This is a genomic window from Sulfolobus acidocaldarius SUSAZ, from assembly GCA_000508305.1.
In the GTDB taxonomy this organism is placed as follows: Archaea; Thermoproteota; Thermoprotei_A; order Sulfolobales; family Sulfolobaceae; genus Sulfolobus; species Sulfolobus acidocaldarius_A.
On sequence record CP006977.1, the window covers coordinates 2,010,337 to 2,029,292 of the forward strand.

At 36.9% G+C, this 18,956-nt stretch carries 20 protein-coding genes and 1 tRNA gene; 5 read left to right on the plus strand and 16 right to left on the minus strand.

What is annotated here, in order from left to right:
* Positions 1–26: 26 nt before the first annotated feature.
* The gene (locus tag SUSAZ_10950; GenBank protein AHC52343.1) at positions 27–1,598 is read left to right on the plus strand and encodes an alpha-isopropylmalate/homocitrate synthase family transferase; all 1,572 of its coding nucleotides are present in this window, start codon (positions 27–29) and stop codon (positions 1,596–1,598) included.
* 2 nt (positions 1,599–1,600) lie between these two features.
* Positions 1,601–2,491 carry a prenyltransferase gene (gene ubiA / locus SUSAZ_10955; GenBank protein ID AHC52344.1) on the plus strand — a complete coding sequence of 297 codons (891 nt, stop codon included), beginning with the start codon at positions 1,601–1,603 and terminating at the stop codon, positions 2,489–2,491.
* A gap of 83 nt (positions 2,492–2,574) precedes the next feature.
* Here ubiA and SUSAZ_10960 read toward each other — a convergent pair whose 3' ends face one another.
* From SUSAZ_10960 to SUSAZ_10970, 3 genes are read right to left on the minus strand one after another with little or no spacing between them, the layout of a single operon-like run.
* Positions 2,575–3,372 (minus strand): gamma-glutamyl cyclotransferase, encoded by a 798-nt coding sequence (locus tag SUSAZ_10960; protein AHC52345.1) that lies wholly within the window; start codon positions 3,370–3,372, stop codon positions 2,575–2,577.
* 1 nt (position 3,373) lies between these two features.
* Complete coding sequence (locus tag SUSAZ_10965; protein AHC52673.1) at positions 3,374–3,664, minus strand: hypothetical protein; 291 nt, start codon at positions 3,662–3,664, stop codon at positions 3,374–3,376.
* Positions 3,651–4,013, minus strand: a complete 363-nt coding sequence (locus tag SUSAZ_10970; protein AHC52346.1) for a serine protease — start codon at positions 4,011–4,013, stop codon at positions 3,651–3,653. Before SUSAZ_10970 ends, SUSAZ_10965 begins: the two co-directional genes overlap by 14 nt.
* 36 nt (positions 4,014–4,049) lie before the next feature.
* On the opposite strand from SUSAZ_10970, the gene SUSAZ_10975 reads away from it, so the two are divergent.
* Together SUSAZ_10975 and SUSAZ_10980 are read left to right on the plus strand one after the other, a co-directional pair.
* Complete coding sequence (locus SUSAZ_10975) at positions 4,050–5,354, plus strand: thermopsin-like protein (protein AHC52347.1); 1,305 nt, start codon at positions 4,050–4,052, stop codon at positions 5,352–5,354.
* Positions 5,355–5,369: 15 nt separating this feature from the next.
* Complete coding sequence (locus SUSAZ_10980; protein AHC52348.1) at positions 5,370–6,146, plus strand: hypothetical protein; 777 nt, start codon at positions 5,370–5,372, stop codon at positions 6,144–6,146.
* A 546-nt stretch (positions 6,147–6,692) separates the two neighbouring features.
* Here the strand turns inward: SUSAZ_10980 and SUSAZ_10985 are convergent.
* The 3 genes from SUSAZ_10985 to SUSAZ_10995 form a co-directional block, all read right to left on the minus strand.
* Positions 6,693–6,809 (minus strand): hypothetical protein, encoded by a 117-nt coding sequence (locus tag SUSAZ_10985; GenBank protein ID AHC52674.1) that lies wholly within the window; start codon positions 6,807–6,809, stop codon positions 6,693–6,695.
* 58 nt (positions 6,810–6,867) lie between these two features.
* A complete protein-coding gene (locus SUSAZ_10990; protein ID AHC52675.1) occupies positions 6,868–7,080 on the minus strand; it encodes a hypothetical protein in 213 nt (70 codons plus the stop codon).
* A gap of 169 nt (positions 7,081–7,249) precedes the next feature.
* A tRNA-Asn gene (locus SUSAZ_10995) sits at positions 7,250–7,335 on the minus strand.
* Positions 7,336–7,475: 140 nt separating this feature from the next.
* On the opposite strand from SUSAZ_10995, the gene SUSAZ_11000 reads away from it, so the two are divergent.
* Entirely contained in the window at positions 7,476–8,585 is a 1,110-nt protein-coding gene (locus tag SUSAZ_11000; protein ID AHC52349.1) for a tRNA sulfurtransferase, read from the plus strand.
* Between the two features lie 76 nt (positions 8,586–8,661).
* Here SUSAZ_11000 and SUSAZ_11005 read toward each other — a convergent pair whose 3' ends face one another.
* From SUSAZ_11005 to SUSAZ_11050, 10 genes are read right to left on the minus strand one after another with little or no spacing between them, the layout of a single operon-like run.
* Complete coding sequence (locus SUSAZ_11005) at positions 8,662–9,699, minus strand: myo-inositol-1-phosphate synthase (protein ID AHC52350.1); 1,038 nt, start codon at positions 9,697–9,699, stop codon at positions 8,662–8,664.
* Position 9,700: 1 nt separating this feature from the next.
* A complete protein-coding gene (locus tag SUSAZ_11010; GenBank protein AHC52351.1) occupies positions 9,701–11,089 on the minus strand; it encodes an NADH:ubiquinone oxidoreductase subunit N in 1,389 nt (462 codons plus the stop codon).
* 1 nt (position 11,090) lies between these two features.
* Positions 11,091–14,513, minus strand: a complete 3,423-nt coding sequence (locus SUSAZ_11015) for an oxidoreductase (protein ID AHC52352.1) — start codon at positions 14,511–14,513, stop codon at positions 11,091–11,093.
* Between the two features lie 5 nt (positions 14,514–14,518).
* The gene (locus SUSAZ_11020) at positions 14,519–14,803 is read right to left on the minus strand and encodes an NADH-ubiquinone oxidoreductase subunit 4L (protein AHC52353.1); all 285 of its coding nucleotides are present in this window, start codon (positions 14,801–14,803) and stop codon (positions 14,519–14,521) included.
* Positions 14,803–15,309, minus strand: a complete 507-nt coding sequence (locus SUSAZ_11025; protein AHC52354.1) for an NADH dehydrogenase subunit J — start codon at positions 15,307–15,309, stop codon at positions 14,803–14,805. Before SUSAZ_11025 ends, SUSAZ_11020 begins: the two co-directional genes overlap by 1 nt.
* Entirely contained in the window at positions 15,293–15,790 is a 498-nt protein-coding gene (locus SUSAZ_11030; protein ID AHC52355.1) for an NADH dehydrogenase subunit I, read from the minus strand. Before SUSAZ_11030 ends, SUSAZ_11025 begins: the two co-directional genes overlap by 17 nt.
* The gene (locus SUSAZ_11035) at positions 15,778–16,836 is read right to left on the minus strand and encodes an NADH:ubiquinone oxidoreductase subunit H (GenBank protein ID AHC52356.1); all 1,059 of its coding nucleotides are present in this window, start codon (positions 16,834–16,836) and stop codon (positions 15,778–15,780) included. Before SUSAZ_11035 ends, SUSAZ_11030 begins: the two co-directional genes overlap by 13 nt.
* Positions 16,836–18,038 carry an NADH dehydrogenase subunit D gene (locus tag SUSAZ_11040; protein ID AHC52357.1) on the minus strand — a complete coding sequence of 401 codons (1,203 nt, stop codon included), beginning with the start codon at positions 18,036–18,038 and terminating at the stop codon, positions 16,836–16,838. Before SUSAZ_11040 ends, SUSAZ_11035 begins: the two co-directional genes overlap by 1 nt.
* Positions 18,022–18,516 carry an NADH dehydrogenase subunit C gene (locus SUSAZ_11045; protein AHC52358.1) on the minus strand — a complete coding sequence of 165 codons (495 nt, stop codon included), beginning with the start codon at positions 18,514–18,516 and terminating at the stop codon, positions 18,022–18,024. Before SUSAZ_11045 ends, SUSAZ_11040 begins: the two co-directional genes overlap by 17 nt.
* A 5-nt stretch (positions 18,517–18,521) precedes the next feature.
* A complete protein-coding gene (locus SUSAZ_11050) occupies positions 18,522–18,911 on the minus strand; it encodes an NADH dehydrogenase subunit A (GenBank protein AHC52359.1) in 390 nt (129 codons plus the stop codon).
* Positions 18,912–18,956: the final 45 nt, after the last annotated feature.

Consider the following 18,956-nt stretch of genomic DNA (forward strand, 5'->3'; position numbering starts at 1 on the left):
TATCTATAGTATTTTACCTATGTCCGGTGTTTACGAAATCTGTTGAGGTATTAGATACAACTCTAAGGGATGGAGCACAAACAGCAAATATATCATTCACGTTAAACGACAAGATTAGGATAGCTCTACTTTTAGATGAATTAGGGGTAGATTATATAGAAGGAGGATGGCCTTCATCAAATCCTAAAGATGAAGAATTCTTCAAAGAGATAAAGAAGTACAAGTTAACAAAGGCTAAGATTGCAGCCTTCGGTAGCACAAGAAAGAAGGAGAGTACAGCAAAGGAGGATCAAAGTTTAAATTCTATAATAAAGGCAGACGTGGATGTGGGCGTCTTATTTGGAAAAAGCTGGTCTCTTCACGTTACCGATGTATTAAAGATATCACTAGAGGAAAATCTTGATATAATATATGACAGTGTAAATTATCTTAAATCTCATGGTTTGCGGGTTGTTTACGACGCTGAGCACTTCTACCAAGGGTATAAAGAAAACAGGGAATATGCTCTTAAAGCCGTGAAGACTGCTGAAGAGGCTGGAGCAGATGTTGTAGTACTCTGTGACACTAATGGTGGTACATTACCCCATGAGGTCTACAATATAACTAAGGATGTAGTGAACCATCTAAAGGTCAAAATTGGTCTTCATATGCATAACGACTCTGGTGGTGCTGTGGCGAATACTGTAATGGGAGTCGTTGCAGGAGCTAGACATGTGCAAGGGACGATAAATGGAATAGGAGAAAGAACAGGAAATGCAGATCTTATACAAGTAATCCCCAACATTATGCTAAAATTAGGATTAAACTCACTTAAAGGAAATGAGAGCTTAAAGAAGTTAAGGGAAGTCTCAAGAGTAGTATATGAAATAATCGGAGTACATCCAAATCCATATCAACCTTATGTGGGAGACTTTGCATTTACACACAAGGCAGGAGTTCATGCAGATGCGGTAATGAAAGTCACAAGAGCATATGAACACATAGATCCTACATTAGTTGGAAATAATAGAAGGTTTATCATTTCAGAGGTCGCAGGCTCCTCTAATGTGATTTATTATTTGGAAAAATTGGGAATAAAGGTTGATAAAAAAGACCCCAGGGTAAGGAGTGCTGTGCAGAGAATAAAAGAATTAGAGAACAGAGGATATAGTTTTGACCTAGCACCAGCATCTGCTGTATTAGTTGCCCTTAAGGATCTAGGTATGTATAGAGACTTAATAAAAGTAGAATATTGGAAAGTAATGAATGAAAAAGAGTTAGCAATTGCAATTGTTAAGGTAAATGGTCAACTTGAGGTCGCCGAAGGCGTAGGACCTGTACATTCGGTAGATATTGCATTAAGAAAGGCGTTACAAAAAGTATATCCACAAATAAATAGGGTAAAGCTGACAGATTATAGAGTGATTCTTCCAGGAGAGATAAAAAATACTGAAAGTGTGGTGAGAGTGACTATAGAGTTTACAGATGGGGAGAAAAACTGGAGGACTGAGGGGGTCTCAACCAGTGTAATAGAGGCTAGTGTAATTGCGTTAATTGATGGGCTAGACTATTACTTACAGACTGAGAAACTAATAAAAAGTGAAGTGATAAATAACTAAATATGCAGTGGGATCCTGGAGGAGCTACTGAAAACAGAAGTAAGCTTTACATTTATTTGCGTTTCTTAAGGATCGAACAAGTGTTTTTTAGCCTGCCAATGGCATATATGGGTGCTTTCCTAGCAATAAGGGAAATCCCCCCGATACAAGTACTAATCCTCATGTTTTTCTCACTCTTCTTCCTCAGGACAGCAGGAATGACAAATGATAATCTAGCTGATAGGGAGATAGACGCAATGAACCCTAGAACAAAGAGTAGACCTCTGGTTACAGGAAAGATAACAGTTAGAGAGGCTAAACTTCTCATTATAATTTCGTTGATAGGCTTCTTTATTACAGCCTATTTAATTAACTTATATGCACTTATCTTGGCTCCCATAGTTGCTCTAATAGTGATGAGTTACCCTTATATGAAAAGGTATACAGCATTTGCCAACTACCATCTAGCTTCTATTCAAGGTTTAGCTGTTTTCAGTGGTGCTGTGGCATCTCTAGGGCTTTACGCTAAGTCTTTTACAGAACTAGTGACAGGAATTCCATGGCTTTTTGTAATATCCACTATCTTCTGGGCTGTTGGCTTCGATCTTTATAACCACATACCAGATGCAGACTTTGACAAAAAAATGGGTTTACACAGTTTTGCGGTCTTACTGGGAGATAGAGCGTTAATGTTTGCTGGACTAAATCAGCTAATATCAGTATTGTTAGCCCTATTCGGGGATATACAATTTAACTTAGGGATAATAGCTTATATTGCCACAATTCTTCACGGTCTAATAATGGGCTATGCATATTACTCTGCAACGAGAGGAAACTTTGGAAGAGCGTTCTATTATAATATTTACTCTTCAATAGTATTGGGTCTAGGTATAATCATTGATATCATAGTGTAGTAACGTGGTAATAGAAAATGAGAAGCTTTTATTCTCAGCCTCGGGTTCCCTCTTCACTTATCTGTTGATGGCGGGCTTCATCATCAAAGTCCTGAACTAATACAGTGTCCTTTCAGTCCGTCTAGTATATATCTTTTGTACTCCTCAGTCGGGTTATGTTCCCCAGATATATTAGGGGCAACATATGCACATGCATAATATTCCTTACCATCATTATCATAAACTTTAAACACCTCTCTAATATACCTCACAAGATGCTCCTCTGCACTGTCAAGTACATTCAATTCATCCTCTAATATCATTAATAGATAACCACACACTCTTCCATTTTCATACTTTGTTAGATTAGCACAATGTCCCCATTTACATTTAACATTAAATACTATCTTATAACCTGGTAAGTTCACTGGAATCTTCTTAAATATTTTCTTTACTCCTCTAGCTTTTAATATCTCGTCATTAGTATTCTCCGCATATGCAAAGTAGTTAAATAACGTTGATGTGCCTACGTATTTAGAGTAGTCACCGTCTATTATTACGTCTCTACCTGTGATATCTTGGTTGTAAACATAAATATAAACATTATCTAAATAATATTTCCTCTTGTCATCAAAATACACTCTGACTTTTTCCCTAATATATAGGTCATCAGCAGATCCTCTATAGTCTTCAACCTGATCCAAAACATTTAACAACTTATCATCTATCTCATAGACCTCTCCATGTACCACACTGTCTCCCCTTACCACTCCTGGATAGCTCCCAAGATCATACATCTTATAACCTTCCACTAAACCTAAACCCACAAATCTACTGTTCTTCAAAAAATGATTTAGCTCAAAACCAAATCTTAATGAACCATAGACAAAAATATACGGAATATCAACCACCCCCCTGATCCACATAACTTAACCAAAACTGGATTTCAGATTCGTCTAAATCTCTACTGTCCTCCCCTTTAATTACACTTGCTTTCAGAATCTTTAATTTTTCTCCCTCTATAACACCCCATATTCTGATTATGGGCTTACTATCTTCATCCATGTCCACGCCACTTGCTTCAGAAATAGACGGCGGTACATAATCTATAGTTACATTATTACCTTCAATCTGAACAATATAGTTAGGATAACCTCTTAGCACGTCCAAAATTTTAAGGTTAACTTCTAACACGTATATATTTTTTAACTATTAGTTTTAAATTCTGCATTCCTATTACTATTACCTCATCACCCTTAGATATTGGTTCATTAGAAATCGCCTTCCAATATTCTCCCTCTAGCAAGACATATCCTTCCTTACCTGGAGAAATATCATCAACTGCCCTTCCTATCTTGCCCTCATAGGTATACGAATTCCTCTTCCTTGTTGTCCATATTACGTTTACAACCCTGTAGAGCAAAAAACCAACTACAGCAAGTGATGGAATTGCAACAATAGGGTTAGTGTATTGACCAGTAAGTATTAAAGCCAATATGACTACAACAATTATTATTATCGACACGGGATCATGTACTACCATAATATTTAATACTCCTCGATCTAAAAATACTTTTCAATGCTCATAAGAGTTTTCCTGATTATTGTAATGCTTATATTGCCTTTAACAGTTACTCCACTATTGCCAAACTCTCAAGCCATAAATTCTTACCCTATAGGTGTATCTTTCTTCCCTTTATTTTCTATATATCAGACACAAGAAGTTTTAGGAGAGATTAATATTAGTTCCCTGTATATAGGAAACTCCTACTTATCTAATGGTCAATATCTAACAACAGGTAACGCCTCGCTCCAGTTGAATTCGATGATAAATGGAATATACTGGGCACAGGATGTAATATTATTCAGCCAGATAAATAAAACAACATTTAACGCTAGTTTAGTTGTAAATATCTGGAACCTTCTAGGACCGTTTAATCTAAACCTATCCAAGGGAATTGAGACGACATATCAAAACTTGGGAGTCATATTGTATTCAGGACCCTCATATATAGTGAAAATACCACTTCAAATCAAATTATTTATGATAGTAAACTCCTCCTCATTATATTTCGGATATTATATAAATGGTCATAGCGGAATATTTTATCAGTTACCTTTAACAGGGAGTTTTAGAATAGGCGGATTTTCAGCGATAGGACTTCCAAATGACTTGGAATTGGTATTCGGCGGACCTGGAGGGGGCAGTAGTGTGCAATTGATTACAACTGCTAATGCTAATCTCTATTTTAAGGATGGAAATTCATTAACACTAGTACCCTCAGCATTATCCACAGGTCTCGATACTGCAGAAACTGTAATAGGCATAAACTCTGTGGGCAACCTAACAAATTTGTTTAAGCCATCGGTTGTAATAGGACCAGGTGATCCTACTCCTTCTGTACTTTGGCCGGTAAAACCAGATATTATTGTAAACTCGAATAACTCATCGATATCTGTCAGATTGACGTACAACAACAAACCTGTAACATGGCAGAAAGTAGAGCTTTATGGGGTGAGTTTGAACGGGTTATATAGCCTCTCCAATATAACAACAGATAGTTCAGGTTATGCATACTTTAATACCTCTCCATCCCTTTATGTAGTATATTACCCGGGTAATTTCACCCTATCTTCTACCTATTATGTTTCAGCACCCGCATTGAACTCCTTAATATCCTCCCTTAAATCTGCATACGATTCTCTAGCAAACTTTTTATCACATTATGATTTCAAAAATGGTATTTCGTCATTCTTTTCTAATGCTAAAAATTCTGTGAATTATAAAAGTAATTATCCTTCACAATACCTAATCTTGATCTATATATCAAGTTTCCTTATAGGAGTGGTAATTTCTGCTCTCCTCATAAGATTTAAACATTAAATAAAATATTATAATATGGCTATTAGTATAGGAGATATAATAGGAATAGTCTTCCTTTTGATAATTATCATAATTCTATTGTCTCTTTCCCTTAGGGTTATAGCCGAATGGCAGCGAGCAGTAATATTGAGATTAGGAAGGGCAATAAGAGTTAAAGGACCAGGAATAATAACTCTTATCCCATTTGTGGATAGACCAATAGTTGTGGACTTACGAATAGTGACAGTAGACGTGCCTGCTCAGACCACAGTTACTAAGGACAATGTAACTGTAACTATTGACGCAGTATTATACTATAAGGTAATTGATCCAATGAAAACTATTCTGTCAGTAGCTAACTATAACTACGCCGTATTGAACCTAGCTCAAACATCACTAAGAGATATTATAGGTCAGATGGAGCTTGATGAAATCCTTGTAAAAAGAGAAGAAATAAACAAGAGATTACAGTCAATCTTAGATGAGATAACAGAGGGGTGGGGAATAAAAGTTACACAGGTGACTGTCAGGGATATAAGATTATCACAAGAACTCCTGTCAGCGATAGCAGAACAAGCAAAAGCTGAGAGGATAAGAAGAGCAAAAGTTATTTCAAGCGAAGGAGAAAGACAAGCTGCTTCCATATTAGCTGATGCATCACAATACTATGTTAGCAATCCAGTAGCGTTACAGATTAGGTTCTTGGAAATGCTTACAGATATCTCACAGAGAGGTAATACAGTAATAGTAGTACCTGCAGGACAAGAATTTTATTCAACACTGTCTGTTCTGAAATCCAAACCACAAAGTTAATCAGCTGGACTAGGATAATTCACTGATCTTCACAGAAATTTTCATCATTTTTATGGTTCTACTTAGCACTAGTTTATAAAGAAATAAAAATATTAAGCATTAGACAATGTTTTATGGCTAAAGAAACTTATAGGAAAAGTGATGACAGAACCCCGGCTTGAAAGATGATAGAGCCGTGTGAGAACTGATCAATGTTTTTCATAACAATTTTACAAAACGAGGAAAGCCTCGCCCTTTAGGGCGGGGAGGAGGTCAGATTCTCCAGCTAACTTCAACTCCTTATCCAAAATATCAATTTCCACATCCTTATACCAATGTCTGCCTATTTTATTTAACCTATATCTCTCTTTTAAGTACTAGACAGCAACTTCCTCAAATATCCTCCCTAGATACTCATTATATTCCTTTTCACTTATTTCAAATATTCCCTCTTCTATTTCACTGAGATTGGGATATATGAACCTAAACCAGAAGTTTACGAACTTATCCTTAATAATATATTTACCCTTCTTGGACTTTTTGCTCTCCAGGACAGGAACCTCTCTCTCAACTATCCCTATTCTCTCTAACTTCTTTAGCTGACTTCCTCCCCGCCTTGAAAGGCGAGGCTTTCATCATTTTGTAATATACTGATGAGTATCCTTTAATTGCTTCCAGAACCAATGACGTCTTACCTATCCTTCTCCTGCCATAAATTAAAATTAGCTCCAGTTTATCTGAGTTAAGTCTTCCTCTGATTGCCTCTAATTCTCTCCCTATCTATAAATATCATATCCAAGAATATGATATTTACAAATATGAATTTTTCGTAGTATATACCATATCCAACTGGTATGAGAAAGTGACAATGCCACAGGCAATGCTGCTTCAGTTCCTCCATATCTAACTGGTATGAGAAAGACGACCCTAACTTTACAGGAGAAGAAAATAGCACAGTCTCACTATAAGCAAGCGATCTCAGGGAAGCTCAATACAAGTTTAATAAGTAAATTGACTTACCTTAAAGGTATACTCAGCGATGTAAAAGCCTGCCAATTTAAACTAGCAAGAAATTCAGCTAAGTCATGATATTAATATAATTCAAATAATCAGTTTTGTAGACGCGCCGCGGGGTGGACTCGGACCACCGACCACCGGGTGTCCGTAAGGATTTAACAGCCCGGCGCTCTGCCAACTGAGCTACCGCGGCATGTCTATATTGATTAAACCAGCCATAAAAAATTTTCGACGAGAGTGTGTTTAATATATTTTAATTAAATACGATAGAGTTTTCAGATATAAAGTAGTGAGACAACAAAGCTATAAAAACCATATCTCAAACTTTAGCTTATGCCACTCATAGCGCTTACTCCGTCTGGAGAAATTGCTATAAAGTCATCTCGCTCCAGAAGGAGATTCGAGAGAATATTAATAAAAAACATTGGGAAAGTTATCAGAGTTAAATCATATAAAGTGGATCAAGGCATAATAATTTTAAATACAGATGACGACTACTCTAAATTATCTAAAGTCTTCGGAATATCTAAATATTTTGAAGTTTATGAATTTAGTTTTTCCTCGATTCAAGACATAGTGAACTTCGTAAAGGACAGGTTTAGTCAGACAATTAAAGGAAAAAAATTCGCTGTGAAAGTTAAGCGAGTTGGCAACCACAGCTTTAACAGTATGGATGTAACCAGAGAAATTGGCAATGCTCTGTACCCTTATAGTCTAGGAGTAGACCTAGAAAATCCCGATGTTAAGATTAACCTAATATTAAGACAAGATTATGGTTACGTCTACACGGTTGAAAATGATGGACCTAGGGGATTTCCAGTAGGCTCAACAGGAAAAACAGTTGTCCTATTTAGTGGTGGCTTCGATTCCCCCGTAGCCACATGGATGCTTATGAAAAGAGGAGTTAGACCAATATTACTTAACTTTGAATTAGGTGGAAAAGTTCAAAGAGATTTAGTTCTAAAGGAGGTTGACGTTCTAAAGCAGTGGAGTAGTAATAACGTCATAAATGTATACTTCATTAACGGACTAGACATCACGTCAAAACTGGTAACTGCAGAGCCTAGTTTAAGGATATTACTCCTGAAAAGAATAATGTATAATACGGCAAGAGTTTTGGCTAACAAGTTAAGGGCTTACTCCATAACTACAGGTGAATCTCTGTCACAAGTCTCCTCTCAGACAATGATTAACCTATATGTAACGGAGTACGATATACATCTACCTGTCTTCAGACCCTTAATAGGATTCGATAAAGAAGAAATAATCCATATGTCCCGTAAAATAGGCACCTTCGAATACTCCTCAAAATTACCTGAGTATTGTATAATCTCAACTAAATCTATCGTAAAGTCCCAGTTAAATAAGGTACTAGAAGAAGAGAGAAAAATTGAGATAAATTATGAGGAACTTATAAAGAGAGCAGATTTAGTTAGGATTTAAGGTGTACAATTTTTAAATTGAATAAGATTAAGAAGAAGAGGAAATACAAAAAATACAGTCATTTTATGTGTATTTATTAACTCGTGAATTTAGAAATATACTCCGACAAGACCTTCCGGGACTCCTCCATCGATGAGTAAACAACAGGAGGTTTTTTGAAGTAGTAACCGGAAACCTCTGGTATTGAACCTCCAACCCTACTCTCTTTTAACACTTTAGCTATTCTAATTAAGTCCACTAAAGGAGCTACTGCGTTTGGTGCGTCCTGTGATTTCAATGAGACATCAATTCTCACAGGAATTCCAAATGAATACAAACCCTCAACTACAATGTAGCTCACTCTTCTATCTCCTAAAAATTCAACATAGTCAGTTGTTCCAGCAACAACTTCAGCACCATCAATATGTTTAGATATGAAATGACTCTTTATACCTTTCTTTAAGTCTTTTCTCCAATCTTCCAAAGTAACGAGAACCTCAGTATTTCCTGCAATATCAACCTGATATGTTCTAAGAACTTGAACTCCCTTGCTCTTTAAAAACTCTATTAGACCTGTATGAAGTGATGTACCTCCAATTTGGCTTAATAGGTCGTCTCCAAATATTGGTATCCCCTTCTCCTTATATGCACTAGAGAATTGGTTTACTAAACTTGTGGGAGTTGCATTGATAAAGGCTGATCCGGCTTTTAATGCCTCCTCAGCATAATATTCACTCGCCTTTACAACTCCAGTCGGTAGTAAATTTATAACAACGTCTACTTTTTCATCCTTTAATACTTGTGATATGTCACTCTCTTTCTCATCCGATAATTCAATAATCCTCTCTAATATTCCTTCCAAACTGTCTAAAACGACCCCCTTCTTTACGACGACATCATTTCTAACGTCTACGTATTTAGGAACTACATTTGGCTTTTGAAATATAGCTTCCCTAAGTTTATACCCAACTTTTCTCTTGTCTATATCAAAAGCGGCGACAACTTCAATTTCCTCAGGTTTATAGGGTAAACTAGTGAGGCAACCTTGAATTTTTTCACCTTGTTTAACCATCTCAAGGGCTTGAACTAAAGCACTAGCTACATTGCCGACTCCTAAAATTGCTGTCCTTATCATCTCATACCAACACTCCAAATATTAATGGAGAGATTATACCTAATGCTATACTTAAAACTGCTGCTACAATTACACTATCTCTCTCTGGGGAATCAACCTTTTTGAATTGTCCCTCTCTAAATATCTCCCTTATGGGCGGAATATAATATCCTGCGGATATTGCACTGTTTATGAACCCTATAATTGTCAGCCAAGGCTGAGAAAATGATGATTCAAGGACAAATAATTTTGCCCAGAATCCTAATATGGGTGGAATACCCAGTAAACTTAGAAGCAAAATAGTCATTGAAAAGGCTAAAACTCTATCCCCACTACTCATTCCTCTAAAACTCTCAAAATAGCTACTTCCCGTTATCTTCTCCACATGGCTCAGTGAAACGAATAGTCCTGCCTGAGCGATTGAATAGGATAGAAGATAGACCATTAAACCGGATATAGCTATATTCATGTTCACAGGCAACATTGCTATTCCAATTACCATGAAACCTACCTGCGTTATACTACTATAGGCTAAAATTTGAGCAAAGTCCTTTCTTGAAAATGCAGATATATTACCGAAAATTAAGCTAAGCACAGAAATTATGGAGAAGAGGATAACAACAGTGAGATATATCACCTGGGAAGAAGAGTTATCCTGTATTAAATAGTATAGAATTACTAGTAATGGCTCTATTCCTACTATCTTACCTACACTTGATACAAAACCTACTGAGAACCTGTCTGCTAAAGAATATACTTCTGGTAACCATCCCTGGAAAGGAAATGCGCCTATCTTAAAGAGAAATGCTATAGAGAAGAATATTATTGATAAAACAATTAATGGTTGATATGATATGACTGGATCAAGGTATAATGTATTTCCAGCTGTCACAAAAAATGCTAGACCAATAATCATCAGAGAACTTGAAAGTAAACCCATTACCAAGTATTTAACTCCAGCCTCAACAGACTGGTAATCTTTCTTTAACATGGCTATAACATAAGTTGCAGCAGAAGCAATAGCCCAAGAAGCGAAAATCACCAGAACATTATACGCAAAGGCTAAATAGATAACCCCTACGTTAGTCAACAGAGATAAAGACAGAAATGATGTACCTGTCTCCCAGTTTTTCAGATCATTACTACTTCCTAATACTACAAGAATAGTAGCAATCAGTGACGAAATTGAAATAAAGTAACCAAATTTTGTTAAATATAACGCGTTATTGAATACTCCGTAGTTATAGTAGCCTAGAGAGAAAAATAGTGTAAAAGACAGAAATGAAATTAGTAAACCTATAACTGCAGTATAAACAGCAACACTAAACCTTTTCTCCATATATAGTATTGCAATTGAGGGAATTACGAGAAATATTGAAGGAATAATTATTGGTAAATACTCACTCAACATTTCACATCACCATAACCACAAGAAGAACTATAACTATTAAAACTACAAAACCTGCTATGTAAAGCCCCACGTAGTCTCTCAATACACCTGTATTTGTTTTATTTACAAGAACACCTCCAGCACCAACAAGACTTCTCGGCAACTTAACATTCAGAGACATATCAACAAGACCATATTCGAACTTATTGTAAACACCCTGAGCGAATCTGTAGCCTGAGTTACCTAACACGTCTAAAGCGGGATTAATGAACCATCCATAGTACAGAAAATCTACCAAAGGCTTTGCCACTCTACTGAAATCGAATCCTCTCATGTAAATCACAAATGCTAAAACAAAGCCTAAAACCGCAGAAAGCAAAGAGGACAAATCGAATCCACTGTAGATCAACCCTAAGTTTCCGAAGAATGGCTGTAGGAAGAAGTAATATACGACACCTAAAACTACAGATGCCAAGGCTAATATGGAAGCTGCAGTAACCATAGTTAGACCTATATGACCTTCTTCATGAACATCTTCACCCTTACCCCACAAAAACGTCTTTACTATGTACCTAACTATATAGAATCCTCCTAGGAATTCGACTAACATATATAGGTATATTAAACCAGCATCACTAACTAGATCACCGATGGCATTATGAGCCCAGAAACCAACTAATGGAGGAATACTGGCTAGATTCAATGCCCCTATTAATTGTAAGACAAAAATGGAAGGCAATTTCTTATATAGAGACCTAAACACTCCAGTGTATCTATTCTCCGTGAAGTGTATTACACTACCTGCATTCATAAATAACAATGCCTTATAGGTTCCATGGGCTAACATTTGAACTAGCCCAACTAGTATTCCAGCAGTTAAGTAAATTGAGTTGTTAAAGACAGAGGCAAGAAATGCACCTGTTGAAGAGGATAGTATCATTAGGGATATTTGGTCTGCTGTGGAATAGGCTAGAATCACCTTTTGTTCATTGGATGCCAGAGCATTGGTGCTAGTGTAAATCGCAGTAAATAGTGAAACGCCCATCATAATAGCCGATAGGAGTGTTGTTTGGGGACTTGGATATACGAGGAAAGGATACAGGAAGAACGTTAATATGGCTCCTAAGTTTACCATGGTGGCTGCATGTATAAGGGCACTAACTGGAGTAGGACCTGTCATGGCTGTTAGAAGCCATTGAGTTAATGGGAATTGAGCACTTTTTCCTATTCCTCCTATCAATATGAAGAAGAGTATAAGCCAAGCATAAGGTAGGGTGTAAACTAGAGGGATAACTTTAAACACTCCATCAAATAATGCCATATTTCCAAAGTAAGGATTGGCTAGTGAAGTTAAGAACAATAAGTAGCCTAGACCTATTGCTAAACCTACATCAGCAAGTCTGGTGAATATCATTGCCCTTATTCCACTATTTGTGGGCTTAGACAAGTACTCTATACCAAATATACGTCTTCCGAAGTCACCAACAACATTCCTCTCATTATCATCTAACCAATAACTAATTAATCCATAAGATGCTAGACTCGTTCCTTCCCAACCTGCTAAGAATAACAGCAAGTTGTTTGAGTAAACAACCGAAAGCATAGATGTGACGAAGAATCCAAAGAAACCCCAGTATCTCCTTAGTACATGGTCCTCCTTCATATATCCTATACTATATAGAGCTATAAAGAATGATAGACCTGAAACAAAGACACCTAAAATAGCTTGAAGTAATGAAGAGCTAAACGAGAAGTAACTAAATGTAGTATAGGTTTCTGTTGGATAGAATAGGGGTGAGTGTATTGACCTTATTAGATTTAAGACAGCTAAAATCAAAGAAATACCTATTAAACCTACTACTATACCGCCTCTAACATCCTGATTTAAGCTTTTAGGAGTTATTAATGCTATTAACGAGCCTATAGCAGGAAGGAATGCTAAAACAAAGAAATAATATGACGAAGATGTTAGTACACTCCCTATCCCATAGAAATTATTCAGTGAGTGTACAAGCAATTGAGGGAAGAAGAAGAAGACCACGCTACAGAATGCCAATATCACCATGGGAATAGTGTACTCTAGAGCTGAATCCATGTTGACCTTAAACTCCTTGACACCACTGTAAACTTTCTTGAAAAGATAACCACCATATCCTGAGGATATGCCAATAGCTATCATCAATAATGCAACTAATAGTGCCAACCAGCCTAAACTAATTGTACCTGCCAGTTGACCAACTGACAATAGTAGCAGTATCTCACTCACTAGACCCACAGATGGTGGTAAGCCTAAAATGTTTAAGAGACCAATAAATGATAGACCTGTATGTGCAGGTGAGATAAGATATAAGCCTCCTAGTTTGTCTATATTTCTCTCTTCTAGCTCAGTTATTGCTGCTCCTGCACTGGCGAAAAGTATTGCCTTTCCGAAACCGTGGGATACATAAATCAAAATGGAAGCTATGATACCTAGTGGTAGGGATAAAATGCTACTTTTTAAACCTACAAAGAAACCGACAGATGCACCAAGTAACATATATCCCATTTGAGAGACACTAGAGTAAGCCAAAAATCTCTTGAAGTCCTTCTGAGCCATGGCATTTAATCCACCATATATCATAGTAATTACAGCCCATCCAATGAAGATTGGTGCTAACCAACTGAGTGAGGGGAATAGATAGAAGTAAATCATCACAGTAAATATACCTAAACCTACCATGTTAGGACTCAGTAGAATTGAGATGGGAGTAGGAGCTTCACCGTGGGCATAAGGCAACCATATGTTAAATCCGGCTATAGCCCCTTTAACCAACATACCAATAACTCCAATAACGAAAATTAACAGAGAGTAATTGATTACAGAGTAGTTGTTTAGCACACCATATGATGAATAAATATCCATAGTACCTGTAGTCAAACCTAGGACAACAATAGAAGTCAAAGTGAGTATTGTTCCTACATGAGTCCATATAAAATACATAAGGCTTATCCTTCTCCTATCTCCATAACCGTACAACAAGATTAATAGGAATGAGGTTACCAATGCTATTTCAAGGAATATGTATAACTCCAGCAAGTTAATTGAAACTACAACGTAAAGCATCGAAATAGCAAAAAGACTATATAATCCGTAATAGAGACCCCAATTCTCCTTACCCATTTCGTGGAACTTTTTCTGCATGTATCTTTGGGAATAGTAGGCAGTTACTAGAGTCACTATCAGTATTGTTATTATGAAGCCAAGATTGAGATCATTTACTGTGAACCCGAAGCTTCCTATGTTATTTTGAATGAATACCGAGTAGTATAAACCATAGGATAGTCCAAAATATATGTTTACACCTATAGATATTATAGACAATATCCCCGCTAACACTTTCTTATTGAAAAAGAAAGAAATTACCGCAATAAGAATAGAAAGAATGAAGATTATAAGAGGGATAATCACCTTTACTCCACCTCGAGAGAACCTTTATTCCTGTAGTATAGAAATATCGCAGCGAATGCAACAACTATTTCCACTAAAGCCATTCCAATTGCAAAAAGGGAAAAATAAATTGGTAAATAAACTTGATTAGTTAATGAGGATACGGAAAAAACAATTAAGATTGAGGCATTTACAAGTATTTCTGATGAGAGAAATATTCTCACTATATTTTTACTGTTTAGAAAACCATAAACTGAAATACCGATTAGAACTACTGAAACCATTAAACCAATATAACCAAACTCCATTACTTACCACCTCTAGCTAAAGACAAGGCTTCAATGAGTGTAGTTGCAAGAGCTATAACTAGAATTAGAATCGGGAACCAATAGTCTGAGAGAAGTGTGTTAGCGAATGTACTCAGAGTAAACACTTGAGCTTGTAAAGGCGTAGGTGTGTTTTCTACAAAGGTTAGGATAAATGCAAAGAAGACAACCAACGCAGTTATGAAACCTAATATGCTAGCCCAAGCCACTCTTCTTTCCTTTACTTCCAAACCTCTAAATACAACTAACGACACTGAAAGAAAAACTATAGCTGAACCTACATAAAGTATTAGGTGGAGAACTGAGTAAAATGAATAGGCTATTGGATTAAGTAATGCTATAATAACTGCTACCGATACTCCTAGTAGTCCCAAAGATACAGCTGAATAGAACACATTCTTCTGTCTAACAATTAGTAATGAAGATGCTATTGCAAAGACTGAAAAAAGTAATAGAAATGCCAGCTGAAAATCACTCGTCACGGACATATTTTATACCCTTATTCTCATCTATTATAGGTTTAACTCTTCTTACTACCTTTTCTGCTGGTGGTTCATCATAAGCCTGGTCAAATTTGTCTGGTCTGAATACTAGATCTCTCCTATTAGTGAATATGGTGTCATGAACCCTAGTCTCCCTTAAAGCGTCTACAGGACATACGTCTACACAGAAACCGCAGAAGACACACCTACCATAGTTAATTACTGGTAACTTCTTTCCTGCTTCAGTAGTCATTTTCATTGCGTCTGCAGGACATATAAGAGCACATAGAGTACAGCCAATACATATATCCTTGTAGAGTCTTATCATTCCCCTATATCCAGTTGGAAGGCTTATAGCCTCCTCAGGATACTTTAGGGTAATCCTTTGTGGTTTAACGGCATACTTTAATCCAGTGCCCACTGCTTGTAAATGGTTTACAAACGCCTTTAACAGATTATCTTTTTTATATTCTTTCACCTGATCCATAAATAACCACCTACTATACCTAAAATTAAGGATGCAAATGCGATTGGGAGAATGTATTTCCAAGATATCTTAAGAGCCTGATCTATCCTGTATCTTCCATAAACACTCCTCAAAAATACCGAGAACCAAAGTACTATTATTGATTTTATGGAAACCATAATGGCACCTAGCATACCTCCAAATGGCAACCATCCATTTAGGAATAAGTTAGAGAAGATATAGGAGAGAGCAAAGGTCTCTATATAACTTCCTCCCATTGACAATATGAAGAGAAAACCACTATATTCTGTAGCAGGACCTATAACTAACTCACTCTCAGCCTCTACAATCTCGAATGGAAACCTACCTGTTCCTATGATCATGCCAATAAAGAACACAAATGCAGCTAGCGGGTTAGCTATAGCGCCAGGTACTCCTGTCTCCACAACTTTAGCCATATCCAAAGTATGATACTCAATAGCTATTGCCACAACAGATATAACAATCAATACATCATAGGAAACAGAAAGTAGAGCTTCTCTAACTGCACCAACTATAGCAAACCTATTATTTGTAACCCAAGCCTGTAGAAGTATGAATACTGGGACTATGGCCAGTATACCCAAAGCTAAAATCATGTTATAGTTTACAAAGAATCCCACGAAAACTCCTTTTCCTATTGAAGGATCATAGAATGCATGGAAGTAAGAGGATAGTATTGAGCCTGATGCAGGTATTGCAGAGAATGGTATAACAGCCAAGGGCAATATTGAGAATACTAGAATGGCTATTGGGACTAGTCCAAACAATACCGCGTTTACATCTCTAGGCACTATAATCTCCGAGAACGCTAGTCTTATTGCATCAGCAACCAATTGTAAGATACCACCAGCTCTCTTAGATACATATAGTGGACCAACTCTCATCTGCACAATTGCAGCAATTTTCCTCTCAAACCAAATGGTGAGTAGTAAAATTATCACCGTAAATATCAATCCTGGGAATATTATAACTCCAAAAAATGAAGGGTAAAAGAAATAATATTGGAGAGCTTGTAACAGACTCATTACCTATCAGCCTCCGGAGGGAAGTAATCTAAGCTACCATAAATCGCAACTAAATCAGCATATCTAGCTCCTTTGCACAACTCTTTGAAAACGTAGATAAGCCTGTATGAAGGTGTAATCATCCTAAGCCTGTAGGGCTTGGGAGACCCATCACTTATGATATAGTAAGCTAATTCACCTCTTCCAGCTTCAACTCTACTAATCGCCTCACCCTTAGGAGGTCTAAAAGAGGCGTAATAACCTGGAAATACCACTCTTCTCTGACCCTCCCACCATTTCTTAAGTCTAACAGGTGGAATTTGCTTAAAGAATCTATCGCTTAAAATGTTACCATCAGGTATCTGCTTAATAACCTGCTCTAATATCCTCATACTCTGCTCCATTTCTTCGAACCTAACCAATGTCCTAGCATAAGCATCCCCCTCCTTATACATTGGTATTTCAAAATCCACCTTGTCATATGCGCCATAAGGCTCTATCTTCCTGACATCATAATACACTCCAGACGCTCTCAAGTTTGGTCCCACTGCTCCCCATTTTATCGCATTCTCCTTGCTCATTACACCGACATTCTCTAATCTAGCCTTAATATTAGGGTTGTTCACGAGAATCCTGTACCAGTCCTGTATTTTCTTCCTCTGATACACTATTGCCTTTTCTATCATTTCTTTTATAGCAGGAGTCAGATCTCTTCTCACACCACCCGGTATTATGTAAGAGTTTGTTACCCTGGCACCTGTAATAGCCTGGAGAATTTCAACCCATACCTCTCTATCTCCAAATCCCCACATGAAACCTGTTGAATGACCTAAGAATACTGCTAATATACCCATACCGTAGAGGTGGCTAGCAATTCTATTCACTTCCGCTACCAAAGTCCTTAAATACTGTGCCCTCTCTGGAACGTCTACATTTAATATTTTCTCAACAGCCATTATATATCCTAGATTCATGTGTATAGAATCCAGTATGGCAGGTCTTTCTATCAAAGGTATAAGATGCATGTAGTTTCTGACTTCACTTAGCTTTTCCACGGACCTGTGGACATATCCCACATCTAAGTCAACATCTTCAATTATATCACCATTGAGTTTCACGTAAATCCTCATATGCCCTGATCCAGGATGCTGAGGACCAACATTTAACTCTCCTTCTATGGGGATGATTTCTACTCCAAAAGATGGTTCAAGCTGGCTTGTCAACAAAGACACCCTCCTGTTTTAATTTATAACTCTTCCTCAAGGGATATACACCATCAAAATCTTCATCTAAAAACATTCTCCGTAATTCAGGATGACCCTCAAACACAATGCCTAACATCTCATACGTTTCTCTCTCTCCAGTCCAAACACTCTCCCATACCTTGAAGAGAGACGGAAATACAGGATCCTTATAACTTGTCTTCTCCCTCAAAGCTACAATAACTTTTGCCAACGCCAGATCTGAATAGGACGAAATATGATATACTACTTCAAATTCCTCTGTCTCAGGATAATCTATACCTGTTACAGCCTTAACATGGTCAAATCCTACCTGCTTAAGATAATTTGCCATTTCAAATATCTGTGACTTATCAACTATAATTGTAGCCCTATTCGTCCCTTCCACCTTTCCATTTACCTTAAATTTAGAATTCAGATCTTGTATGATTTTTATAAGATTATCATTAGGAGCACTCATCCCATTCACCTCCTCACTATCCAGTACTGAATTACATTAATCTGCTTTACAGCATAATACAAGACAGGATAAAGTAATGCTATAGAGACTAATGTTATAATTAAAAGATTAGTGAAAAGTGTTGTTGAGGTATAGTAATACGCTTGAGCTAATGAAAATAATATAACAACTATTGGCTCAATGGATGTGTAAATGAGAAGATATCCATAGTATTGTAGAGGGAACCATAATCTTCCCTCACCAAATGGTATATTTCCTGCCTCGAATCTGCTGACCTTCACAGGATTATATTGTCCCTGTAATGCAATATACAGTATTCTGTAAGTCCCATACCCTACTACAAATAGTAATACTGATGGAAGTCCAAATGCTAGAATTGCTTGAGTGAGAGCCATAAGTACTATTCATAACACTATCCTAAAATAGTTTCCTAATGATAA